This is a genomic window from Enterobacter sp. 237C8 (genome assembly GCF_034106865.1).
In the GTDB taxonomy this organism is placed as follows: domain Bacteria; phylum Pseudomonadota; class Gammaproteobacteria; order Enterobacterales; family Enterobacteriaceae; genus Enterobacter; species Enterobacter asburiae_B.
This window is the reverse complement of the sequence record NZ_JAWNDF010000009.1, coordinates 116,107-139,395: the sequence shown is the minus strand read 5'-3', so window position 1 is coordinate 139,395 and position 23,289 is coordinate 116,107. Positions and strand designations below refer to the sequence as shown.

The following is a 23,289-nucleotide window of genomic DNA, read 5'->3' as shown; positions in this document are numbered from 1 at the left end:
CTTTAGCGCGGTGGTCCCACCTGACCCCATGCCGAACTCAGAAGTGAAACGCCGTAGCGCCGATGGTAGTGTGGGGTCTCCCCATGTGAGAGTAGGGAACTGCCAGGCATCGATTAGAAGAACCCCGTACCGTAAGGTGCGGGGTTTTTTGCTTTTGTTTTTCCCTCTCCCCCCTCCTTGAAACTTTCTCACCTTCCGCTTGCAGGCTCGACATTATGCCCGTTTCTGGGTATCGTTAGCTATCTGGATGTCTAAACGTTTATACGTATGCTGTGAGGATATAAAGCTATGCCGATTCGGGTGCAGGACGAGCTACCAGCCGTCAATTTCTTGCGTGAAGAAAACGTCTTCGTCATGACGGCTTCGCGTGCGACAGGTCAGGAAATTCGCCCGCTGAAGGTGCTTATTCTCAATCTGATGCCAAAAAAGATCGAAACAGAAAACCAGTTCCTGCGTCTTCTGTCGAACTCCCCGCTGCAGGTGGATATCCAGTTGCTGCGAATCGATGCCCGTGAATCACGTAACACGCCATCTGAGCATTTGAACAACTTCTACTGTAACTTCGATGACATTCAGGGGGAAAACTTCGACGGACTGATCGTGACCGGCGCGCCGCTCGGCCTGGTTGAATTTAACGATGTCGCCTACTGGCCGCAGATCAAACAGGTTCTGGAGTGGGCAAAAGATCACGTCACGTCTACCTTGTTTGTCTGTTGGGCGGTACAAGCCGCACTGAATATTCTTTATGGCATCCCCAAGCAAACCCGCACTGAAAAGCTCTCCGGCGTATACGAACACCATATTCTTCATCCACATGCGTTGCTGACGCGCGGTTTCGATGACTCTTTCCTGGCCCCGCATTCTCGCTACGCCGATTTCCCGGCCCAGCTGATTCGTGATTACACCGATCTGGAGATCCTGGCCGAAACGGAAGACGGAGATGCTTACCTGTTTGCCAGCAAGGATAAACGCATTGCTTTTGTGACCGGACATCCTGAGTACGATCCGCATACCCTCGCATCAGAGTATTTCCGTGATGTCGAAGCGGGTCTTAATCCGGATGTACCGTACAACTATTTCCCGAAAGACGATCCGCAAAACAAACCGAGAGCAACCTGGCGCAGCCACGGAAATTTGCTTTTCACTAACTGGCTCAACTATTACGTCTACCAGATAACGCCATACGATCTGCGTCACATGAATCCGACGCTGGAGTAATCTTCTGCACTAAACGATCCTAAAGCGTTTCAGCTATTCAAATCAGGCACCTTCGGGTGCCTTTTTTATTTCCGAAATGTCGCCCACCCTCCAGTTAAACTTTAATTTCAATAAAATCAAATAATTAAATTCAATATTAAATTAAAATGGAAATTGTTTTTGATTTTAGAAAAAATATAGATAGTCTTAATTCTGCTGAGCGAAAACTACCCAACGATCTTTCGTTCGCATCGGGGGTGTGATTTTGGATCTTTGATGAGGAGCAGAGTAATGACTCAACAGGCAACGACGGTCGATGAACTGGCCTTTACCCAGCCGTATGGCGAGCAAGAACAGCAGGTTTTGACGGCGGAAGCGGTAGAATTTCTGACTGAACTGGTGACCCGCTTTACGCCGCAGCGTAATAAGCTGCTGGCGGCACGCATTCATCAGCAGCAGGAAATTGACGATGGCAAGTTGCCTGGCTTCATTTCGGAAACCGCTTCCATTCGTCGCGGCGAATGGAAAATCCGCGGCATCCCTGAAGATTTACAGGATCGTCGCGTTGAGATCACCGGTCCGGTAGAACGCAAAATGGTGATCAACGCCATGAACGCCAACGTTAAAGTCTTCATGGCCGATTTTGAAGACTCTCTGGCGCCGGACTGGCGTAAGGTCATCGAGGGGCAGATCAACCTGCGCGACGCCGTGAACGGCACCATCAGCTATACCAACGAAGCCGGCAAAATTTACCAGCTCAAACCGAACCCGGCGGTGCTGATCTGTCGCGTACGCGGCCTGCATCTGCCTGAAAAACATGTCACCTGGCGTGGGGAAGCCATTCCGGGCAGCCTGTTTGATTTCGCGCTCTATTTCTTCCACAACTACAAGAACCTGCTGGCAAAAGGCAGCGGCCCTTATTTCTATTTGCCAAAAACGCAGGCCTGGCAGGAAGCGGCCTGGTGGAGCGAAGTGTTCAGCTACGCGGAAGATCGTTTCAACCTGCCGCGCGGCACCATCAAAGCCACGCTGCTGATTGAAACGCTGCCTGCCGTGTTCCAGATGAATGAAATTCTGCACGCCCTGCGCGACCACATCGTCGGCCTGAACTGCGGGCGCTGGGACTATATTTTCAGCTACATCAAAACCCTGAAAAACTATCCCGACCGCGTACTGCCGGATCGCCAGGTCGTGACCATGGATAAACCGTTCCTGAGCGCCTACTCGCGCCTGCTGATCAAAACCTGCCACAAGCGCGGCGCCTTTGCGATGGGCGGCATGGCGGCATTTATCCCGAGCAAAGACGCAGAGCGCAACAATCAGGTGCTCAACAAGGTGAAGGCCGACAAAGAGCTTGAAGCGCGTAACGGTCACGACGGCACGTGGATTGCCCATCCCGGCCTTGCCGATACGGCGATGGAGGTCTTTAACCGCGTTCTCGGCGACAACAAAAACCAGCTGTTTGTCACGCGTGAAGACGATGCCCCAACGGCTGAAGAACAGCTGCTGGCACCGTGCGCGGGCGAGCGTACGGAAGAGGGCATGCGTGCCAATATCCGCGTCGCGGTCCAGTACATCGAAGCGTGGATCTCCGGCAACGGCTGCGTACCTATCTACGGCCTGATGGAAGATGCCGCGACGGCGGAGATTTCACGTACCTCCATCTGGCAGTGGATCCACCATCAAAAAACGCTCAGCAACGGCAAGCCGGTGACCAAATCTCTGTTCCGCCAGATGCTGGCCGAAGAGATGCGGGTGATCCAGGACGAGCTGGGCGAACACCGCTTCAGCAGCGGACGTTTTGACGACGCCGCGCGCCTGATGGAGCAAATCACCACATCAGATGACTTAATCGACTTCCTGACCCTGCCGGGCTACCGCTTCCTGGCGTAACTCACCACATAACAATATGGAGCATCTGCACATGAAAACCCGTACCCAACAAATCGAAGAGTTAAAGAAAGAGTGGACGCAACCTCGCTGGGAAGGCATCCGCCGTCCTTACAGCGCGGAGGAAGTGGTGAAATTACGCGGCTCGGTCAATCCGGAATGCACGCTGGCACAGAACGGTGCGGCGAAAATGTGGAAGCTGCTGCACGGTGGCTCTAAAAAGGGCTACATCAACAGCCTCGGCGCGCTGACCGGCGGTCAGGCGCTGCAGCAGGCGAAGGCCGGTATTGAGGCGATTTACCTCTCCGGCTGGCAGGTCGCGGCGGATGCCAACCTGGCGTCCAGCATGTACCCGGATCAGTCGCTCTATCCGGCTAACTCCGTGCCGTCGGTGGTGGATCGGATCAACAACACCTTCCGCCGTGCGGATCAGATCCAGTGGGCCGCAGGTATCGAACCTGGCGATCCGCGCTTTACTGACTACTTCCTGCCGATCGTCGCGGATGCGGAAGCGGGCTTCGGCGGCGTGCTGAACGCCTTCGAGCTGATGAAATCGATGATTGAGGCCGGTGCAGCGGCCGTTCACTTCGAAGACCAGCTGGCGTCAGTGAAAAAATGCGGACACATGGGCGGTAAGGTGCTGGTTCCTACACAGGAAGCCGTACAGAAGCTGGTTGCCGCGCGTCTGGCCGCGGACGTGCTCGGCGTGCCGACGCTGGTGATTGCCCGTACTGATGCCGACGCGGCGGACCTGATCACCTCTGACTGCGACCCGTATGACAGCGAGTTCATCACCGGCGAGCGTACCAGTGAAGGCTTCTACCGCACCCATGCCGGCATTGAACAGGCGATCAGCCGCGGCCTGGCGTACGCGCCTTATGCGGACCTGGTCTGGTGTGAAACCTCCACGCCGGATCTGGCGCTGGCAAAACGCTTTGCCGACGCCATCCACGCGAAGTATCCGGGCAAACTGCTGGCCTATAACTGCTCGCCGTCCTTCAACTGGCAGAAAAAGCTGGATGACAAAACCATCGCCAGCTTCCAGCAGCAGCTGTCCGACATGGGCTACAAATACCAGTTCATTACCCTGGCCGGTATCCACAGCATGTGGTTCAACATGTTCGACCTGGCGCACGCCTATGCGCAGGGTGAGGGCATGAAGCACTACGTTGAGAAGGTGCAGCAGCCGGAGTTTGCGGCGGGCAAAGACGGTTACACCTTCGTGTCTCACCAGCAGGAGGTGGGAACCGGCTACTTTGACAATGTGACCACGATTATCCAGGGCGGAACCTCCTCCGTCACCGCCTTAACGGGTTCAACGGAAGAAGCACAGTTCTAATCTTTTCCCCCTCTCCCCTCTCGGGGAGAGGGTTGGGGTGAGGGGGAATATATGTCGCGTGGCCTGGAATTGCTGATTGCCCAAACTATTTTGCAGGGCTTCGATGCCCAGTATGGTCGTTTTCTTGAAGTGACATCCGGCGCGCAGCAGCGCTTCGAACATGCAGACTGGCATGCGGTTCAGCAGGCCATGAAGCAGCGTATCCATCTCTATGACCACCACGTGGGTCTGGTGGTGGAGCAGCTGCGCTGTATTACCGACGGTAAAAGCCCGGACGCGGAATTTTTACTGCGCGTGAAAGAGCACTACACCCATTTGTTACCCGATTACCCGCGCTTCGAGATTGCGGAGAGCTTTTTCAACTCCGTCTATTGTCGGTTATTTGACCACCGCTCACTATCTCCTGAGCGGTTATTTATCTTCAGCTCCCAGCCCGAGCGACGCTTTCGAACCATTCCCCGTCCGCTGGCGAAAGATTTCTTTCCCGATCGCGGATGGGAAAAGCTCCTGCACCGCGTGCTAACGGATCTGCCGCTGCGCCTGCCCTGGGAGAATAAAACCCGGGATATCGGCTATGTCCACGCCCATCTCAACGAAACCTTCGGCGCTGAGGTGCTCAGCCACAGCCATTTGCAGGTTGCCAACGAGCTTTTCTACCGCAATAAAGCCGCCTGGCTGGTGGGCAAACTGGTTACGCCGACCGCCATTGTGCCGTTTCTGCTGCCCATTCACCGTACCGACGACGGGGAACTGTTTGTCGATACCTGCCTGACTACCAGCGCCGAGGCCAGCATCGTGTTTGGCTTCGCTCGCTCCTATTTCATGGTGTACGCCCCGCTGCCTGCCGCGCTGGTGGAGTGGCTGCGCGAAATCCTGCCGGGCAAAACCACCGCCGAGCTGTATATGGCGATTGGCTGCCAGAAGCACGCCAAAACGGAAAGCTACCGGGAGTACCTGCGCTATGTCACCGCGGCCGATGAGCAGTTTATCGAAGCGCCCGGCATTCGCGGTATGGTGATGCTGGTGTTTACGCTGCCGGGTTTCGACCGGGTCTTTAAGGTGATTAAAGACAGATTCGCGCCGCAGAAAGAGATGACCGCCGCGCACGTTCGCGCCTGCTATCAGCTGGTTAAAGAGCACGACCGCGTCGGGCGCATGGCGGATACCCAGGAGTTCGAAAACTTTGTGCTGGATAAACAGCAGATCGACCCGGCGCTCATGGCGCTGTTAATGCAGGAAGCGCCCGCGAAAATCACCGATCTGGGTGATAAAATCGTGATTAGCCATCTCTACATCGAACGCCGTATGGTGCCGCTGAATATCTGGCTGGAGCAGTCCGAAGGTCAGGCGCTGCGGGATGCCATTGAAGAATACGGCAACGCGATTCGCCAGCTTGCCGCCGCCAATATTTTCCCGGGCGACATGCTGTTTAAAAACTTCGGCGTCACCCGTCACGGGCGCGTGGTGTTCTACGATTACGACGAAATTTGCTACATGACCGAAGTGAATTTCCGCGATATACCACAGCCCCGCTACCCGGAAGACGAGCTTTCCGGTGAGCCGTGGTACAGCGTCTCGCCGGGCGATGTGTTTCCGGAGGAGTTTCGCCACTGGCTGTGCGCCGACCCGCGCATCGGGCCGTTATTTGAAGAAATGCATGAGGATCTGTTCCGCGCCAGCTACTGGCGCGGGCTGCAAACGCGGATCAAAAATGGGCATGTCGAAGATGTGTACGCTTACCGCCGCAAGCAGAGGTTTTGCATTAGGTTTGCACCCTCTCTAGCAGGGTGAGGGCATCAGATTTTCTCCCTCTCCCTGCGGGAGAGGGCCGGGGTGAGGGCATCAGGCCGCACTCAATCTCAACGAATCCCACCATACGCCAGCGTCACCTCTTTCGCCGCCTTAATCACCAGCGCGCCCAGCTCGGTCACGCGGTCGTCGGTCATCCGCGAAATCGGCCCGGAGATGGAGATAGCGGCAAACGGCTCGCGGTGCTCGTCAAAAATACAGGCCGCGAGGCAGCGCAGGCCCAGGGCATGTTCTTCATCATCAAACGAATAGCCGCGCTTGCGGGTCAGGGCCAGATCTTCTTTCAGGTGCACGGGCGATACCAGAGTGGCGTGGGTATAGGCGTGCAGACCTTTACGGTGCAGCAGTCCCGTCACCTGCTCCTCGCTCAGCTGCGAGAGAAACGCTTTCCCCGCCCCGGAGGCATGCATCGGCAGCTTGCCGCCAATTGGTGCGGACATGCGCATCAGCTGCGTGCACTGAACCTGGTCGATGATAATCGCCTGGTGGTCGCTCTGGTCCAGCACCGCCAGGTTGACCGTCTCGCCGGACTCCTCCATCAGCTTGCGCAGAATCGGGTGCACAATCGCCAGCAGGTTGCGGCTCTGCAGGAAGCTGCTGCCGACGATAAACGCATGCGCGCCCACCGCCCAGTGCCCCAGCTCGCCGACCTGGCGGACAAAGCCCAGCTGCTGCATGGTGGTCAGCAGGCGATGCGTCGTGGAGTTCGGCAGGCCAGCCTGCTGGGCCAGCTCCGTCAGGGCCACGCTGCCGTGCGACTCGGCTATCCACTCCAGCAGCTTCAAACCGCGCGTGAGCGATTGAACCTGTCCGCCCTGTTGTGCGGCGGCGGCGGTGGCAGCAGGTTTTCTGCCGCGTTTAGCGGGAACGGTCGCGACCATGACGATCTCCTTTTTCTGTATCGTGGAAATCATTTTCGTTTTATTTGGTGGATTTGCAACCGTTATCCTGACTGATCGGAGGAGTGATGGTGAACATGTCTCATGTTACCGCTGTGCGGCTTTTCCACCCTGCGAGATTATGCCAGTATGGAACGCAGCCTTTTGGCCTTGTTGAGCGTTGTCGGGAGCAAGTGTGAGCAGCAAAGTAGAGCAACTGCGTGCGCAGTTAAATGAACGAATTCTGGTGCTGGACGGCGGCATGGGCACCATGATCCAGGGGTATCGTCTGAGTGAAGACGATTTCCGCGGCGAACGCTTTGCCGACTGGCCCTGCGACCTGAAAGGGAACAACGACCTGCTGGTGCTCAGCAAGCCGTCCGTCATTAAGGATATCCACAACGCCTACTTCGAAGCGGGTGCGGATATCGTTGAAACCAACACATTCAACTCGACAACCATCGCCATGGCGGATTACCAGATGGAATCCCTGTCGGCGGAAATCAACCTGGAAGCCGCGAAGCTGGCGCGCGCCTGCGCCGACGAGTGGACGGCCCGCACGCCGGACAAGCCTCGCTACGTTGCCGGGGTGCTTGGCCCGACGAACCGCACCGCGTCGATTTCACCGGACGTCAACGACCCGGCGTTTCGTAATATCACCTTCGATCAGCTGGTCGCGGCCTACCGTGAATCGACCAAAGCGCTGGTGGAAGGCGGTTCCGATCTGATCCTGATTGAAACCGTATTCGACACCCTCAACGCCAAAGCCGCGATTTACGCGGTGAAAGAGGAGTTTGAAGCGCTCGGCGTTGACCTGCCGATCATGATTTCCGGCACCATCACCGACGCCTCCGGCCGTACCCTGTCCGGCCAGACAACCGAAGCGTTTTATAACTCCCTGCGCCACGCCGAAGCGCTCTCCTTTGGCCTGAACTGCGCGCTGGGGCCGGATGAACTGCGCCAGTACGTGCAGGAGCTTTCCCGTATCGCGGAATGCTATGTCACCGCCCACCCGAACGCCGGTCTGCCAAACGCGTTTGGTGAATACGATCTCGATGCCGACACCATGGCGGCGCAAATCCGCGAGTGGGCCGAGTCTGGCTTCCTGAACATCGTCGGCGGCTGCTGCGGCACCACGCCGGAGCATATCGCGGCTATGAGCAACGCCGTGGCCGGTCTGCCGCCGCGCAAGCTGCCCGAGCTTCCGGTTGCCTGTCGTCTGTCCGGCCTGGAGCCGTTGACCATCGGCGACGACAGCCTGTTTGTGAACGTGGGTGAGCGTACTAACGTCACCGGTTCCGCAAAGTTCAAACGCCTGATTAAAGAAGAGAAGTACAGCGAAGCGCTGGACGTTGCCCGTCAGCAGGTGGAAAGCGGCGCGCAGATCATCGATATCAACATGGATGAGGGGATGCTCGACGCCGAAGCGGCGATGGTGCGTTTCCTCAACCTGATTGCCGGTGAGCCGGACATTGCCCGCGTGCCGATCATGATTGACTCCTCCAAGTGGGAGGTCATCGAAAAAGGGCTGAAGTGCATCCAGGGTAAAGGCATCGTCAACTCTATCTCGATGAAAGAAGGCGTTGATATCTTTATCCACCACGCGAAGATGGTCCGCCGCTACGGTGCCGCCGTGGTGGTCATGGCCTTTGACGAAGTGGGCCAGGCCGATACCCGCGAGCGCAAAATTGAGATATGCCGCCGCGCGTACAAGATTTTGACCGAAGAGGTGGGCTTCCCGCCGGAAGACATTATCTTTGACCCAAATATCTTCGCCGTAGCGACCGGGATTGAAGAGCACAACAACTACGCCCAGGACTTTATCGGCGCATGTGAAGACATCAAGCGCGAGCTGCCGCATGCGCTGATCTCCGGCGGCGTATCGAACGTGTCGTTCTCGTTCCGCGGCAACGACCCGGTGCGCGAAGCGATCCACGCCGTGTTCCTCTACTACGCCATCCGCAACGGCATGGACATGGGGATCGTTAACGCCGGCCAGCTGGCGATTTACGACGACCTTCCCGCCGAGCTGCGCGATGCCGTAGAGGACGTGATCCTTAACCGCCGCGACGACGCCACCGAGCGCATGCTGGACCTGGCGGAGAAATACCGCGGCAGCAAATCGGATGAGGCGGCAAACGTTCAGCAGGCCGAGTGGCGTTCGTGGGACGTGAAAAAGCGTCTGGAATACTCGCTGGTCAAAGGTATCACCGAATTTATCGAGCTCGATACCGAAGAGGCGCGCCAGCAGGCAGCCCGCCCGATTGAGGTGATCGAAGGCCCGCTGATGGACGGCATGAACGTAGTCGGCGATCTGTTCGGTGAGGGCAAAATGTTCCTGCCGCAGGTGGTGAAATCCGCCCGCGTGATGAAGCAGGCAGTGGCCTATCTGGAGCCCTACATCGAAGCCAGCAAAGAGAAAGGCTCCAGCAACGGCAAGATGGTTATCGCCACCGTGAAGGGCGACGTGCACGACATCGGCAAGAACATCGTTGGCGTAGTGCTGCAGTGTAATAACTACGAGATTATCGACCTCGGCGTGATGGTCCCGGCGGACAAAATCCTCAAGACCGCGCGCGAAGTGAACGCCGACCTGATTGGCCTCTCCGGGCTGATTACGCCGTCGCTCGACGAAATGGTCAACGTGGCAAAAGAGATGGAGCGACAGGGCTTCACCATTCCGTTATTGATTGGCGGGGCGACCACCTCGAAAGCGCACACGGCGGTGAAAATCGAGCAGAACTACAGCGGCCCGACGGTCTACGTGCAGAACGCCTCGCGTACGGTGGGCGTGGTCTCCGCGCTGCTCTCCGACACCCAGCGCGACGATTTTGTGGCACGCACCCGCAAAGAGTACGAAACCGTTCGCATCCAGCACGGCCGTAAGAAGCCGCGCACCCCGCCTGTTTCGCTGCAGGCGGCGCGCGACAACGATCTGGCCTTCGACTGGTCCAGCTACACGCCGCCGGTCGCACACCGTCTGGGCGTGCAGGACGTGACGGCCAGCATCGAGACGCTGCGCAACTACATCGACTGGACGCCGTTCTTTATGACCTGGTCGCTGGCGGGCAAATATCCGCGCATCCTGGAAGACGAGGTGGTTGGCGAGGAGGCGAAGCGCCTGTTTAAAGATGCCAACGATATGCTCGACACGCTGAGCGCAGAGAAAAGCCTCAACCCGCGCGGCGTGGTGGGCCTGTTCCCGGCGAACCGCGTGGGCGACGACATCGAAATCTATCGCGATGAAACCCGCACCCACGTGCTAGCGGTCAGCCGCCATCTGCGCCAGCAAACCGAGAAAGTGGGCTTTGCCAACTACTGCCTGGCCGATTTCGTCGCGCCGAAGCTGAGTGGTAAAGCCGACTATATCGGCGCCTTTGCGGTGACCGGCGGTCTGGAGGAAGACGCGCTGGCGGACGCGTTCGAAGCGCAGCACGATGATTACAATAAAATCATGGTGAAAGCGATTGCCGACCGCCTGGCGGAAGCCTTCGCCGAGTACCTCCACGAGCGCGTGCGTAAGGTGCACTGGGGCTACGCGGCGAATGAAAACCTCAGCAATGAGGATCTGATCCGCGAAAACTACCAGGGGATTCGCCCGGCGCCGGGATACCCGGCCTGTCCGGAACACACCGAAAAAGGCACCATCTGGAAGCTGCTGGACGTGGAAGCCCATACCGGCATGAAGCTCACCGAGTCGTTCGCCATGTGGCCAGGCGCGTCCGTTTCCGGCTGGTACTTCAGCCATCCGGACAGCAAGTACTTTGCCGTGGCGCAGCTGCAGCGGGATCAGATTGAAGATTACGCCCTGCGCAAAGGCATGAGCGTGTCTGAAGTGGAGCGCTGGCTGGCGCCTAATCTCGGCTACGACGCCGACTAAAATCACTTTTCCTTACAACAAACAGGGCGCTCATTGGGCGCCCTGTCTCTTTCTTACGTTTAAACCCTTATACTGAACCTATGGAAAACGAATAACGATAAGGAGGAAAACCTTCCGTGCTGACCCTGTTACACCTGCTCTCTGCAGTCGCACTGCTCGTATGGGGCACCCATATCGTCCGTACCGGCGTGATGCGCGTATTTGGCGCGCGCTTGCGTACCGTTCTCAGCAGCAGCGTTGAGAAGAAGCCGCTCGCCTTCTGCGCGGGCATTGGCGTAACGGCACTGGTGCAGAGCAGTAACGCCACGACCCTGCTTGTCACCTCCTTTGTGGCGCAGGATCTGGTGGCGCTGGCCCCGGCGCTGGTGATTGTGCTGGGTGCGGATGTAGGTACCGCGCTGATGGCGCGTGTTCTGACCTTCGATCTCTCCTGGCTGTCGCCGCTGCTGATTTTTCTCGGCGTCATCTTCTTCCTCGGCCGCAAACAGACGCGCGCCGGGCAGCTCGGGCGCGTAGGAATTGGCCTCGGGCTGATCCTGCTGGCGCTGGAGCTGATTGTGCAGGCGGTCACGCCAATCACCGAGGCCAATGGCGTTCAGGTCATCTTCGCCTCCCTGACCGGGGACATCATGCTGGACGCGCTCATTGGCGCGGTGTTTGCTATCGTCAGCTACTCCAGCCTGGCGGCGGTCCTGCTGACGGCCACGCTTACCGCCGCAGGGGCGATCTCTTTCCCGGTAGCGCTGTGTCTGGTGATCGGGGCCAACCTCGGCTCCGGCCTGCTGGCGATGCTTAACAACAGCGCGGCCAATGCCGCCGCCCGCCGCGTGGCGCTGGGCAGCCTGCTGTTTAAGCTGGTGGGCAGCCTGATTATCCTGCCCTTTATCCACCCGCTGGCGAACCTGATGGACAATCTCCCGCTGCCGAAGGCGGAGCTGGTGATCTACTTCCACGTGTTCTACAACCTGGTGCGCTGCCTGGCGATGGTGCCTTTTGCCGGGCCGATGGCCCGCTTCTGCGAGCGTCTCATTCAGGACGAACCGGAGCTGGATGCGCGCCTGAAGCCGAAGCACCTGGATACGTCCGCTCTGGATACCCCGGCGCTGGCGCTGGCGAATGCCGCGCGCGAGACGCTGCGCATGGGCGACGCAATGGAAACCATGCTCGAAGGCCTGCAAAAGGTGATGCACGGCGAGCCGCGTGAAGAGAAAGAACTGCGCAGACTGGCGGACGATATCAACGTGCTCTATACCGCCATTAAGCTTTACCTGGCGCGTATGCCGCAGGACGAGCTGGCGGAAGAGGAGTCCCGCCGCTGGGCGGAAATCATCGAGATGTCGCTTAACCTTGAGCAGGCCTCGGATATCGTGGAGCGTATGGGCAGCGAGATCGCCGACAAATCCCTTGCCGCGCGTCGTGCGTTTTCAGGTGAAGGCCTGAAGGAGCTGGAAGCGCTGCACGAACAGCTGGTCAGCAACCTCAAGCTGGCGATGCTGGTCTTCTTCTCCAGCGACGTGCCGAGCGCGCGCCGCCTGCGCCGCAACAAGCATCGTTTCCGCATTCTGAACCGCCGCTATTCGCACGCCCACGTTGAGCGTCTGCACCAGCAGAACGTGCAGAGTATCGAGACCAGTTCGCTGCACTTGGGGCTGCTGGGGGATATGAAGCGTCTCAACTCGTTGTTCTGCGCGGTGGCTTACAGCGTGATGGAACAGCCGGATGAAGACGACGAGCGGGATGAGTATTAATCTCCAGCGTGTTTGATTGTTAGCCCAAGACCCAATGCTTTCATGACCGCCAGAGTGGTTTTAAGCGTTGGGTTTCCTTTATCACTGAACGATCGATACAGTTGCTCTCGTGATAGGCCAGTTTGCTGTGAAATGGTCGACATTCCTTTCGCTCGCGCGATGACGCCCAGAGCTTTAGCAATATACGCTGAATCGCCCGTTTCTAAGGCATCAGCCATAAACACGGCGATTTCCTCGTCATCCACCAGCGCATTGGCTGGATCGTAGGGTGTTAATTTATGCATGCTCATTCACTCCTGCCATTGGGATTGCTCAGCATTTTTGCCATAAGTATGTCTCTGGCCTGGCTGCTTTTGTCACCACCACACAACAGCACGATGATGCAATTGCCCTGGTCTTTAAAATAGATTCTGTAGCCCGGACCATAGTGGATCCTCAGCTCACTTATACCTTCGCCCACGGGTTTAATGTCGCCCGCTAAACCATTTGCCAACCGAAAGAGGCGGGAAGCGATAATGGTTTTCGCTCGCCGATCTTTTAAGTTTTGCTCCCAGCGTTGGAAGGATTCTGTCTGAACGATCTCCTTCATATTACTCCATGTGATTTATAAACTACAAATAATTGTCTCTGGAGAGTAAAGCTAAAAGGAGTTAGCTCAAGGATAAATGGCCTGACGCTAAATCCTGAAAGCGTCTCGCAAAATAAAAAACCCGTCTCAGTAACCGTCGGCTAATCTTTTTTTCCAGCCCATACCTAAGGTATATTTCGCCCTTCACAGGAGAAACTATGCTGCCAACTCAATCAACCCGATTAAACAAATACATTAGCGAGAGCGGGATCTGCTCACGTCGCGAGGCTGACCGTTACATTGAACAGGGTAACGTGTTTCTTAACGGCAAACGCGCCACCATCGGCGACCAGGTGGTCCCTGGCGATGTGGTTAAAGTGAATGGTCAGGTCATCGAACCGCGTGATGCTGAAGACCTGGTGTTTATCGCGTTGAACAAACCGGTTGGGATTGTCAGCACCACGGAAGACGGTGAGCGGGACAACATCGTTGATTTCGTGAACCACAGCAGCCGTATCTTCCCGATTGGCCGTCTGGATAAAGACTCTCAGGGGCTGATTTTCCTCACCAACCACGGCGATCTGGTCAACAAAATTCTGCGTGCCGGTAATGACCACGAGAAAGAGTATGTCGTTACGGTGAACAAGCCGGTTACGGACGAATTTATTCGTGGCATGGGCGCGGGCGTGCCGATCCTCGGTACCGTCACGAAAAAGTGTAAGGTGAAGAAAGAAGCGCCGTTCGCGTTCCGCATTACGCTGGTGCAGGGCTTAAACCGCCAGATCCGCCGTATGTGCGAGCACTTCGGTTATGAAGTGACGAAGCTGGAACGCACGCGCATCATGAACGTCAGCCTGTCCGGTATCCCGCTGGGCGAGTGGCGCGATTTAACGGATGACGAGCTGATTGAGCTCTTCAAGCTTATCGAGAACTCCTCGTCCGAAGCGAAGCCGAAGGCCAAAGCAAAACCGAAAACCCAGGCGATTAAGCGCCCGGTGGTGAAGGCGCCGCAGGCGGAAGATAAGGGGCGAGGCAAGCCGGGTAATGGAAAACGCTTTACCCAGCCGGGGCGCAAAAAGAAAGGGCGCTGATTAGCGCCTTCCACGGGTAGACGTTGTGGCGGACCAGGAAAAGGTCGCCTCTGCATCGGGTTTATAAGCCTGCTCTTTTTTAAGCTTGCGGGCTTTTTTCGCCGCGGCGTCACGCTGCGCCATCAGCTTATCGATGTACTCTTTTTTCACCTGATTGGTTTCGGCGTTCGTCAGCGTGCGGCCATGTGCAATACGGGCACGGTCGAGAAGCGTTTTCAGTTCGCGCTGCTCGGCTTCCGTCATGTCTTTCTGAGTCAAACGTGGTGTAGCCATTGCTGAAGCCTCCTGATAGAGAGGCTTCAGTGTAAAGCAAGCTGCGTAAATTAACCCTGCTTCACCGCATCTTTTTTCGTTTGTTCATCAATCGGTTTGCCGGACCAGTAGCCCGCCAGCAGCGAGCCGGAGAGGTTATGCCAGACGGAGAACAGCGCGCCGGGCAGGGCCGCCAGCGGGGAGAAGTACATTTTACCGAGCGCCGCCGCCAGGCCGGAGTTCTGCATGCCTACCTCGATTGCCAGCGTGCGGCAGGTAGATTCGTCAAAACCAAAAAGCTTGCCGCCCCAGTAGCCGCCCAGCAGGCCAATAGTGTTATGCAGCACCACGGCGATAATCACGACAAAGCCCACGGAAGCAATGTGCGATGCGGAACCCGCCACCACGGCGCTGATGATTGCCAGAATGCAGACCATCGAAAACGCGGGCAGGTACGGCTCAACGGCCTTCACCACGCGCGGGAAAAGATGGTGAATGACCAGCCCCAGCGCAATCGGGATCACCACAATCTGCAGAATGCTGAGCAGCATGCCCGTCACGTCCACCTGAATATGCGCGTCCACGTACAGGCGGGTTAACAGCGGTGTGGCAATCACGCCCACCAGCGTGGAAACGGAGGAGATGGTGACGGAGAGCGCCACATCTCCTTTCGCCAGGTAGATCATGACGTTGGACGCCGTGCCGCTGGCCACGCTGCCCACCAGCACCATCCCGGCGGAGAGATCGGGCGGCATCTTAAAGGCCATCGCCAGCAGCCACGCCGCAAGCGGCATCACCAGATAGTGCAGGAAGATCCCTGCCGCGACGGGCGCAGGGCGAGACAGCACGCGTTTAAAGTCGTCGATTTTCAGATGCACGCCCATACCGAACATGATCAGCATCAGCAGCGTGGCGACCCACGGACCAATGCCCGTGAACGTGGCGGGGGTGTAATACGCGAGTACGGAGAGCAGCAGCGCCCATAACGGGAACAGCCGCGTAACGGCGGATAACATAGTGGATTCCTTGCAGTATTGTCGTGTTGTTTAGTTATGAAAAAGCCGGGTCTGTGCCCGGCTTATAGGTATTGTTTATCCTGCTAACGAATTTTATTCAAACAAATTCTGATGAAGTTTCTGCACGACCTGCTCGGCCTGATCGGCAGGCACCAGGAAGCAGAGGTTGTAGCTGGATGCGCCGTAGCAGATCATGCGGATGCTGAACGGGTCGAGCACGCCGAACACCTCTTTACCCACGCCGCAGGCGCGCGACAGCTTGTTGCCGATGATGGCAACCAGCGCCAGGTCTTCTTCTACTTCCACGCGGCACAGCTCAGACAGCTCAATCAGCAGCGACTGCGTCAGCAGCGTGTCGCCGGTGGAGGTCGAGCCGGTGGTGTCCAGCGTTAGCGCAATGCTCACTTCAGAGGTGGTGATCAGATCCACCGAAATATTATGGCGCGCCAGAATGCCAAACACTTCCGCCAGGAAACCGCGTGAATGCAGCATATTGTGGCTGTGGAGCGTCACCAGCGTCTGGCGACGGCGCAGGGCCAGGGCGCGGAACAGCGGTGGGTTTTCCGTTTTTTTGCAGACCAGCGTCCCGCCCGCTTTCGGATCTTTACTGGAGCCGACGAAGACCGGAATATCGCTGCGCACTGCCGGCAGCAGCGTTGCCGGGTGCAGCACTTTCGCACCGAAGGTGGCCATTTCAGCCGCTTCTTCAAAGGCGATCACATCAATACGTTTAGCCGCAGAAACGACGCGCGGGTCGGTGGTGTAAATGCCCGGAACGTCCGTCCAGATATCCACGCGCGTTGCATGCAGGGCTTCGCCCAGCAGCGCGGCGGTGTAGTCGCTGCCGCCGCGGCCAAGCGTGGTGGTGCGACCTTTCGCTTCACTGCCGATAAAGCCCTGGGTGATCACAATACCGTCTGCAAGGCGTGGTGCCAGCTGCTGATTGGTCAGCTCCGCCAGCGCCTCAACGTCCGGCTCGGCGCGGCCAAAGCGATCGCTGGTGCGCATCACTTTACGCACGTCAAACCACTGCGCCTGAACGTTACGCTCGCGCATGATTTCAACAAACAGCAGGGTGGACATCAGCTCGCCGTGGCTGACCAGCTCGTCGGTCAGGGCGGTGGAGGTAGCCAGAGACGCCGCTTCTGCCAGAGTGGTGATATTTTCCAGCAGACGTTCCACTTCCTCGCGGATGACGTTCGGGTTCTGCAGACGTTCAAGGATGTCGAACTGAATTTTGCGCAGTGCATCCAGCTTCACGAAACGTTCTGTCGCTTCCAGTCCTTCAGACAGAGAAACCAGCAGGTTCGTCACGCCGGCGGAGGCAGACAGCACCACCAGGCGGGTATTCGGATCGGCCAGCACCACATCGGCGCTGCGGTTCATGGCATCGTAATCGGCCACACTGGTGCCGCCAAATTTGGCGACCACAAAACTCGTCATAACAACCTCGTGTCAGGGAATGAATAAGCGACCATGGCACAAGAATGAAATGAAAACAGGTGCAGGCGCAAAATACGGCCCTATAAATAAAATGCGGGGGAGGTCCTGTCAATGCTGGGATTATGCGGATTTTTTATGGGGGGGTACCCCTGAGAAACAGGACTTATAACAGCGCCAGATTTTATGCTCCGTTTTAGGGCTTTTTGACCGACATTTCGCCGCCCCGGGAGGGCGCTTCAGCAGCTATACTTTTCGGGTCTTTTCACCTGTGTTTGATGCAGGCCAGGGCAATGGCATAAAAACCATCACAATTTTTATTTGCAGGCGCTACAATCGACCGCAGTCACAATTCTCAAATCAGAAGAGTATTGCTAATGAAAAACATCAACCCAACGCAGACCGCTGCCTGGCAGGCACTCCAGAAACATTTTGATGAAATGAAAGACGTCACCATCGCGGACCTGTTCGCGAAGGATGCCGATCGTTTCTCTAAGTTCTCCGCGACCTTCGACGACCTGATGCTGGTGGATTTCTCCAAAAACCGCATTACCGAAGAGACGCTGGCAAAACTGCAGGATCTGGCGAAAGAAACTGAGCTTGCCGACGCCATCAAATCCATGTTCTCCGGCGAGAAGATCAACCGTACCGAAGACCGTGCCGTGCTGCACGTGGCCCTGCGTAACCGTAGCAATACGCCAATCATCGTTGACGGCAAAGACGTCATGCCGGAAGTGAACGCGGTGCTGGAAAAGATGAAAACCTTCTCCGAAGCGATCATCTCCGGTAGCTGGAAAGGCTACACCGGCAAAGCGATCACCGACGTGGTTAACATCGGTATCGGCGGTTCTGACCTCGGCCCGTTCATGGTGACCGAAGCGCTGCGCCCGTATAAAAACCACCTCAATATGCACTTTGTGTCTAACGTCGATGGTACCCACATCGCCGAAGTGCTGAAGAACGTGAACCCGGAAACCACCCTGTTCCTGGTTGCGTCCAAAACCTTCACCACTCAGGAAACCATGACCAACGCCCACAGCGCGCGCGACTGGTTCCTGAAAACCGCGGGCGACAACAAGCACGTGGCGAAACACTTCGCGGCGCTGTCTACCAACGGTAAAGCGGTCAGCGAGTTCGGCATTGATACTGCGAACATGTTCGAGTTCTGGGACTGGGTTGGCGGCCGCTACTCCCTGTGGTCTGCGATCGGTCTGTCCATCATCCTGTCCGTGGGCTTCGACAACTTCGTCGAGCTGCTCTCCGGCGCGCACGCGATGGACAAACACTTCTCCACCACCGCACCAGAGAAAAACCTGCCGGTGCTGCTGGCGCTGATCGGTATCTGGTACAACAACTTCTTCGGCGCTGAAACCGAAGCGATCCTGCCATACGACCAGTACATGCACCGCTTTGCTGCTTACTTCCAGCAGGGCAACATGGAATCCAACGGTAAGTACGTTGACCGTAACGGCAACGCGGTGGATTACCAGACTGGCCCAATCATCTGGGGCGAGCCGGGCACCAACGGCCAGCATGCTTTCTACCAGCTGATCCACCAGGGCACCAAAATGGTACCGTGCGATTTCATCGCCCCGGCTATCACCCATAACCCGCTGTCCGACCACCATCCGAAGCTGCTGTCGAACTTCTTTGCGCAGACCGAAGCGCTGGCGTTCGGTAAATCCCGCGAAGTGGTTGAACAAGAATACCGTGACCAGGGTAAAGATCCGGCAACCCTGGACCACGTTGTGCCGTTCAAAGTGTTCGAAGGCAACCGCCCAACCAACTCCATCCTGCTGCGCGAAATCACGCCGTTCAGCCTGGGCGCGCTGATTGCCCTGTACGAGCACAAGATCTTCACGCAGGGCGCCATCCTGAACATCTTCACCTTTGACCAGTGGGGCGTTGAGCTGGGCAAACAGCTGGCAAACCGTATTCTGCCAGAGCTGGGTGACGATAAAGCGATTGCCAGCCATGACAGCTCGACAAATGGTTTGATCAACCGTTATAAAGCCTGGCGTGCGTAATTAAAACGTCATGAAAACGTGCCGGCTTAATGCCGGCATTTTTTTATCGGATAATTCCTGATGTCTGTTAGTTAACTCAAATTCTGAATCTGAGTTTAATCCGAAAAAGACGCTTAACCCGTTAATTGCTGCGGTTTATTTTAAGAAAATACGTAGTGGTTAATTAATATGGATATATTATAACTTATTGATTTTTATCTATTATATATTTATGTTATTTGCCTTTCATTTCCATTTTAACCATTAGTCCGAAAACTCCATCCCTATTTCCCCTTACGGCAAACCCACGGCAGTAGTTGTGTATACTCGATTCCGCCTGAAATTCTTTTCGGGCAAATCTCCATTCATTCATTGAAGGGAAATTGTTATGAAGAAAGTACTGTATGGCATTTTTGCCATATCTGCGCTTGCGGCGACATCTGTCTATGCAGCTCCGGTTCAGGTCGGGGAAGCGGCAGGTTCGGCTGCGACGTCTGCGTCTGCGGGAAGTTCTACCGCAGCCAGCGCCAGCACCGTAAGTTCAGCCGTGGGTGTCGCGCTGGCGGCAACCGGTGGCGGTGATGGCTCCAATACCGGAACCACGACCACCACGACAACCAGCACCCAGTAATAGCGGGTGTTTTAATCATAACCACACTTCGGTGTGGTTATTTCGCCCCTTCGGAGAAGAGTCGTGAAGCGACCTGCAATCATTCTGATTTGCCTGCTGCTGCAGGCGTGCTCGGCCACCACCAAAGGGCTGGGAAACTCACTGTGGGAAAGCATGTTCGGCACACCGGGCGTGCATTTGACCGATGACGAACTTCAAAACATGCCCTATGCCAGTCAGTACATGCAGCTAAACGATGGCCCGCAGCTGTTTGTGGTGCTCGCTTTCGATGAAAACGGGCAGCAGAAATGGGTGACGCAGGATCAGGCCACCATCGTGACGCAGCATGGTCGTATCGTGAAAACCCTGTTGGGCGGCGACAACCTGCTGGAGGTGAATAACATCGCTGCCGATCCGCTGATCAAGCCGAACCAGATCGCCGACGGCGCAAGCTGGACGCGCACGATGGGCTGGACCGAACATAAGCAGGTGCGTTACGCCACGGCACGCTCGACCTTCCGCTGGGACGGCACGGACAGCGTGAAAGTCGGCAGCGACGAAACGCAGGTTCGCGTGCTGGATGAAGAAGTCACTACCGACCAGGCCACCTGGCACAACCGCTTCTGGATCGACGAGGAAGGGCAGATCCGCCAGTCCCTGCAGTATCTCGGTGCCGGATTCTTCCCGGTGAAAACCACCCTGATCAAGGCGGCGAAATCATGAAAACGCTCATCCACGTTGCGCTTATCGCCAGCCTTGCCGCGCCGCTGGCATGGTCCGCAGGGACGGTGAAGGTCTACACGCCGGACAGTGAAAAACCCAAAACCTTAACCCACGCTGAGCATCTGCTCGATCTCGTCGGACAGCCAAGGCTCGCCAACAGCTGGTGGCCGGGGGCAGTGATCGCTGAGCGGCAGAAGACCGCTGAAGCGGAACAACAGCACAAGGCGCTTCTTGCCAGGCTGACGGGATTAGCGGAGCAGGAAGATGGCGATGACGCGGCGGCGATTAACAGCGTTCGCCAGCAGCTGCAGGCGCTGAAGGTGACTGGCCGTCAGAACGTGAACCTTGATCCCGACGAAGTGCGCGTCACGGAAAAGGGCAATCCCACGCTTGAAGGGGAGTATACGCTCTGGCTGCCGGAGAAGCCGACGACGGTGACCGTAATGGGGCTTATCAGCAGCCCGGGTAAAAAGCCCTTCACGCCCGGTCGTGACGTGGCGAGCTACCTCGACGAGCAGAGCCTGCTGAGCGGTGCCGATAACAGCTACGCCTGGGTGGTTTACCCTGACGGGCACACACAAAAAGCCCCCGTCGCTTACTGGAATAAACGGCATATCGAACCTATGCCGGGCAGCATCATTTTTGTCGGTTTTGCCGACCATTTCTGGACGAAGGCGTATGACGGGCTTAACGCCGATATCCTTCACTCCCTGATTCAGCGGATACCGGAATAATGAAAAGAACCTATCTCTACAGCATGCTGGCGCTCTGCGTGAGTGCCGCCTGCCATGCAGAAACGTATCCGGCACCCATTGGCCCGTCTCAGTCTGACTTCGGCGGCGTCGGTTTACTGCAAACGCCCACCGCGCGTATGGCGCGCGAAGGGGAAATTAGCCTTAACTACCGTGATAACGACCAGTATCGCTACTACTCCGCCTCGGTGCAGCTGTTCCCGTGGCTTGAAACCACGCTGCGCTATACCGACGTGCGTACGAAACAGTACAGCAGCGTAGAGGCGTTCTCCGGCGATCAGACTTACAAAGATAAAGCCTTCGACGTCAAGCTGCGCCTGTGGGAAGAGAGCTACTGGATGCCGCAGGTGTCCGTGGGCGCCAAAGATATCGGTGGTACCGGTCTGTTTGATGCGGAATACATCGTGGCCAGTAAAGCCTGGGGGCCGTTCGACTTCTCGCTCGGTCTGGGATGGGGCTATCTCGGCACCAGCGGAAACGTGAAAAACCCGTTTTGCTCCTACAGCGATAAATACTGCTACCGCGATAACAGCTATAAGAAAGCGGGCTCCATCAACGGAGACCAGATGTTCCACGGTCCTGCATCGCTGTTTGGCGGCGTGGAGTATCAAACGCCCTGGCAGCCATTGCGCCTGAAGCTGGAATATGAGGGGAATGACTACTCGCAGGACTTCGCCGGAAAGATTGAGCAGAAGAGCAAGTTTAACGTCGGCGCCATTTATCGCGTCACCGACTGGGCCGACGTTAACCTCAGCTACGAGCGCGGCAATACGGTGATGTTTGGCTTCACGCTGCGCACCAACTTTAACGACATGCGGCCGCACTACAATGATAACGCGCGCCCTGCATACCAGCCGGAGCCGCAGGATGCGATTCTGCAGCACTCCGTGGTGGCAAACCAGCTGACGCTGCTGAAATACAATGCCGGCCTGGCGGATCCGAAAATTCAGGTGAAAGGCGATACGCTGTACGTGACCGGCGAGCAGGTGAAATACCGCGACTCGCGCGAAGGGATCGAACGCGCTAACCGGATCGTTATGAACGACCTGCCGGAGGGGATCCGCACGATCCGCGTGACGGAGAACCGTCTCAACCTGCCGCAGGTCACAACCGAAACGGATGTTGCCAGCCTCAAGCGCCATCTGGAAGGTGAGCCGCTCGGGCATGAAACCGAGCTGGTGCAAAAACGCGTAGAGCCTATCGTGCCGGAAACCACCGAGCAGGGCTGGTATATCGACAAATCGCGCTTCGATTTCCATATCGATCCGGTGCTGAACCAGTCCGTGGGCGGGCCTGAAAACTTCTACATGTATCAGCTGGGCGTCATGGCGACGGCGGATCTGTGGCTCACCGACCACCTGCTGACCACCGGCAGCCTGTTCGGCAACATCGCCAACAACTACGACAAGTTCAACTACACCAACCCGCCAAAAGACTCGGCGCTGCCGCGCGTGCGTACCCGCGTGCGTGAGTACGTACAAAACGATGCCTACGTGAATAACCTGCAGGCCAACTACTTCCAGTACTTTGGCAACGGCTTCTACGGCCAGGTGTACGGCGGGTATCTGGAAACCATGTACGGCGGCGCGGGGGCGGAAGTGCTTTATCGTCCTGTCGACAGCAACTGGGCGTTCGGGGTGGATGCCAACTACGTCAAACAGCGTGACTGGCGCAGCGCGCAGGACATGATGAAGTTCACCGACTACAGCGTCAAAACGGGCCATCTGACCGCCTACTGGACGCCGTCGTTCGCGCCTGACGTGCTGGTGAAAGCCAGCGTCGGCCAGTACCTGGCGGGCGATAAGGGCGGTACGCTGGACATCTCTAAACACTTCGACAGCGGCGTCGTGGTGGGTGGCTATGCCACCATCACCAACGTTTCGCCGGACGAGTACGGGGAAGGGGACTTCACCAAAGGGGTCTACGTGTCGATCCCGCTGGATCTGTTCTCGTCAGGCCCAACCCGCAGCCGTGCGGCAGTGGGCTGGACGCCGCTGACGCGTGACGGGGGTCAGCAGCTTGGACGTAAGTTCCAGCTGTATGACATGACGAGCGATAAGGACATTAACTTCCGCTGATGCCCCTCACCC

Annotated in this window: 18 protein-coding genes and 1 rRNA gene; 13 read left to right on the top strand and 6 right to left on the bottom strand. The window is 57.0% G+C overall.

What is annotated here, in order from left to right; all coding sequences use genetic code 11:
* From rrf to aceK, 5 genes are all read left to right on the top strand, one after another.
* Positions 1-108, top strand: a 5S ribosomal RNA gene (rrf, locus tag USF70_RS18980); the annotation flags it as partial.
* Between the two features lie 180 nt (positions 109-288).
* Complete coding sequence (metA, locus tag USF70_RS18975) at positions 289-1,218, top strand: homoserine O-acetyltransferase MetA (protein ID WP_024906663.1); 930 nt, start codon at positions 289-291, stop codon at positions 1,216-1,218.
* 270 nt (positions 1,219-1,488) lie between these two features.
* A complete protein-coding gene (gene aceB / locus USF70_RS18970; protein WP_023309985.1) occupies positions 1,489-3,090 on the top strand; it encodes a malate synthase A in 1,602 nt (533 codons plus the stop codon).
* Positions 3,091-3,121: 31 nt separating this feature from the next.
* Positions 3,122-4,426, top strand: coding sequence for an isocitrate lyase (gene aceA, locus USF70_RS18965; protein WP_023309986.1), 1,305 nt, complete (start codon positions 3,122-3,124; stop codon positions 4,424-4,426).
* A 51-nt stretch (positions 4,427-4,477) separates the two neighbouring features.
* Positions 4,478-6,217: a bifunctional isocitrate dehydrogenase kinase/phosphatase gene (gene aceK, locus USF70_RS18960; protein WP_069303512.1), complete on the top strand. Its 1,740-nt coding sequence runs from the start codon at positions 4,478-4,480 to the stop codon at positions 6,215-6,217.
* Positions 6,218-6,285: 68 nt separating this feature from the next.
* On the opposite strand, the gene iclR is transcribed toward aceK, so the two are convergent.
* A complete protein-coding gene (iclR, locus tag USF70_RS18955; RefSeq protein WP_023309988.1) occupies positions 6,286-7,116 on the bottom strand; it encodes a glyoxylate bypass operon transcriptional repressor IclR in 831 nt (276 codons plus the stop codon).
* Positions 7,117-7,309: 193 nt separating this feature from the next.
* On the opposite strand from iclR, the gene metH reads away from it, so the two are divergent.
* A complete protein-coding gene (gene metH, locus USF70_RS18950; protein WP_033144373.1) occupies positions 7,310-10,993 on the top strand; it encodes a methionine synthase in 3,684 nt (1,227 codons plus the stop codon).
* A gap of 116 nt (positions 10,994-11,109) precedes the next feature.
* Complete coding sequence (locus USF70_RS18945; RefSeq protein WP_033144374.1) at positions 11,110-12,741, top strand: Na/Pi cotransporter family protein; 1,632 nt, start codon at positions 11,110-11,112, stop codon at positions 12,739-12,741.
* On the opposite strand, the gene USF70_RS18940 is transcribed toward USF70_RS18945, so the two are convergent.
* Complete coding sequence (locus USF70_RS18940; protein WP_033144375.1) at positions 12,738-13,025, bottom strand: addiction module antidote protein; 288 nt, start codon at positions 13,023-13,025, stop codon at positions 12,738-12,740. The genes USF70_RS18945 and USF70_RS18940 overlap by 4 nt on opposite strands.
* Positions 13,026-13,027: 2 nt before the next feature.
* Positions 13,028-13,330 (bottom strand): type II toxin-antitoxin system RelE/ParE family toxin, encoded by a 303-nt coding sequence (locus tag USF70_RS18935; RefSeq protein ID WP_033144376.1) that lies wholly within the window; start codon positions 13,328-13,330, stop codon positions 13,028-13,030.
* Positions 13,331-13,527: 197 nt separating this feature from the next.
* Here USF70_RS18935 and rluF point away from each other — a divergent pair, with 197 nt between their 5' ends.
* Positions 13,528-14,400, top strand: a complete 873-nt coding sequence (gene rluF, locus USF70_RS18930; RefSeq protein WP_033144377.1) for a 23S rRNA pseudouridine(2604) synthase RluF — start codon at positions 13,528-13,530, stop codon at positions 14,398-14,400.
* On the opposite strand, the gene USF70_RS18925 is transcribed toward rluF, so the two are convergent.
* The 3 genes from USF70_RS18925 to lysC all read right to left on the bottom strand — a co-directional run bounded on the left by USF70_RS18925 (position 14,401) and on the right by lysC (position 17,111).
* Positions 14,401-14,673 (bottom strand): DUF3811 domain-containing protein, encoded by a 273-nt coding sequence (locus tag USF70_RS18925; protein WP_023309994.1) that lies wholly within the window; start codon positions 14,671-14,673, stop codon positions 14,401-14,403.
* A 50-nt stretch (positions 14,674-14,723) separates the two neighbouring features.
* Complete coding sequence (gene panS / locus USF70_RS18920; protein ID WP_213788178.1) at positions 14,724-15,668, bottom strand: ketopantoate/pantoate/pantothenate transporter PanS; 945 nt, start codon at positions 15,666-15,668, stop codon at positions 14,724-14,726.
* A gap of 93 nt (positions 15,669-15,761) precedes the next feature.
* Positions 15,762-17,111 carry a lysine-sensitive aspartokinase 3 gene (gene lysC / locus USF70_RS18915; protein ID WP_023309996.1) on the bottom strand — a complete coding sequence of 450 codons (1,350 nt, stop codon included), beginning with the start codon at positions 17,109-17,111 and terminating at the stop codon, positions 15,762-15,764.
* A gap of 374 nt (positions 17,112-17,485) precedes the next feature.
* Here lysC and pgi point away from each other — a divergent pair, with 374 nt between their 5' ends.
* From pgi to USF70_RS18890, 5 genes are all read left to right on the top strand, one after another.
* Positions 17,486-19,135 carry a glucose-6-phosphate isomerase gene (gene pgi, locus USF70_RS18910; protein WP_048977787.1) on the top strand — a complete coding sequence of 550 codons (1,650 nt, stop codon included), beginning with the start codon at positions 17,486-17,488 and terminating at the stop codon, positions 19,133-19,135.
* A gap of 367 nt (positions 19,136-19,502) precedes the next feature.
* Complete coding sequence (gene yjbE / locus USF70_RS18905) at positions 19,503-19,745, top strand: exopolysaccharide production protein YjbE (RefSeq protein WP_008503423.1); 243 nt, start codon at positions 19,503-19,505, stop codon at positions 19,743-19,745.
* 63 nt (positions 19,746-19,808) lie between these two features.
* Complete coding sequence (locus USF70_RS18900) at positions 19,809-20,447, top strand: YjbF family lipoprotein (protein ID WP_047059420.1); 639 nt, start codon at positions 19,809-19,811, stop codon at positions 20,445-20,447.
* Positions 20,444-21,181, top strand: coding sequence for a capsule biosynthesis GfcC D2 domain-containing protein (locus USF70_RS18895; protein ID WP_023309999.1), 738 nt, complete (start codon positions 20,444-20,446; stop codon positions 21,179-21,181). Before USF70_RS18900 ends, USF70_RS18895 begins: the two co-directional genes overlap by 4 nt.
* Positions 21,181-23,277 (top strand): YjbH domain-containing protein, encoded by a 2,097-nt coding sequence (locus USF70_RS18890; protein WP_320735906.1) that lies wholly within the window; start codon positions 21,181-21,183, stop codon positions 23,275-23,277. Before USF70_RS18895 ends, USF70_RS18890 begins: the two co-directional genes overlap by 1 nt.
* Positions 23,278-23,289: the final 12 nt, after the last annotated feature.

What these genes read in the sequence shown, in the direction of transcription:
- metA (WP_024906663.1), top strand. Translation starts at nt 289, where the DNA reads ATGCCGATTCGGGTGCAGGACGAGCTACCAGCCGTCAATTTCTTGCGT.
- yjbE (WP_008503423.1), top strand. Translation starts at nt 19,503, where the DNA reads ATGAAGAAAGTACTGTATGGCATTTTTGCCATATCTGCGCTTGCGGCG.
- aceA (WP_023309986.1), top strand. Translation starts at nt 3,122, where the DNA reads ATGAAAACCCGTACCCAACAAATCGAAGAGTTAAAGAAAGAGTGGACG.
- pgi (WP_048977787.1), top strand. Translation starts at nt 17,486, where the DNA reads ATGAAAAACATCAACCCAACGCAGACCGCTGCCTGGCAGGCACTCCAG.
- aceB (WP_023309985.1), top strand. Translation starts at nt 1,489, where the DNA reads ATGACTCAACAGGCAACGACGGTCGATGAACTGGCCTTTACCCAGCCG.
- aceK (WP_069303512.1), top strand. Translation starts at nt 4,478, where the DNA reads ATGTCGCGTGGCCTGGAATTGCTGATTGCCCAAACTATTTTGCAGGGC.
- USF70_RS18890 (WP_320735906.1), top strand. Translation starts at nt 21,181, where the DNA reads ATGAAAAGAACCTATCTCTACAGCATGCTGGCGCTCTGCGTGAGTGCC.
- USF70_RS18935 (WP_033144376.1), bottom strand. Translation starts at nt 13,330, where the DNA reads ATGAAGGAGATCGTTCAGACAGAATCCTTCCAACGCTGGGAGCAAAAC.
- USF70_RS18940 (WP_033144375.1), bottom strand. Translation starts at nt 13,025, where the DNA reads ATGCATAAATTAACACCCTACGATCCAGCCAATGCGCTGGTGGATGAC.
- USF70_RS18895 (WP_023309999.1), top strand. Translation starts at nt 20,444, where the DNA reads ATGAAAACGCTCATCCACGTTGCGCTTATCGCCAGCCTTGCCGCGCCG.
- USF70_RS18925 (WP_023309994.1), bottom strand. Translation starts at nt 14,673, where the DNA reads ATGGCTACACCACGTTTGACTCAGAAAGACATGACGGAAGCCGAGCAG.
- iclR (WP_023309988.1), bottom strand. Translation starts at nt 7,116, where the DNA reads ATGGTCGCGACCGTTCCCGCTAAACGCGGCAGAAAACCTGCTGCCACC.
- panS (WP_213788178.1), bottom strand. Translation starts at nt 15,668, where the DNA reads ATGTTATCCGCCGTTACGCGGCTGTTCCCGTTATGGGCGCTGCTGCTC.
- rluF (WP_033144377.1), top strand. Translation starts at nt 13,528, where the DNA reads ATGCTGCCAACTCAATCAACCCGATTAAACAAATACATTAGCGAGAGC.
- lysC (WP_023309996.1), bottom strand. Translation starts at nt 17,111, where the DNA reads ATGACGAGTTTTGTGGTCGCCAAATTTGGCGGCACCAGTGTGGCCGAT.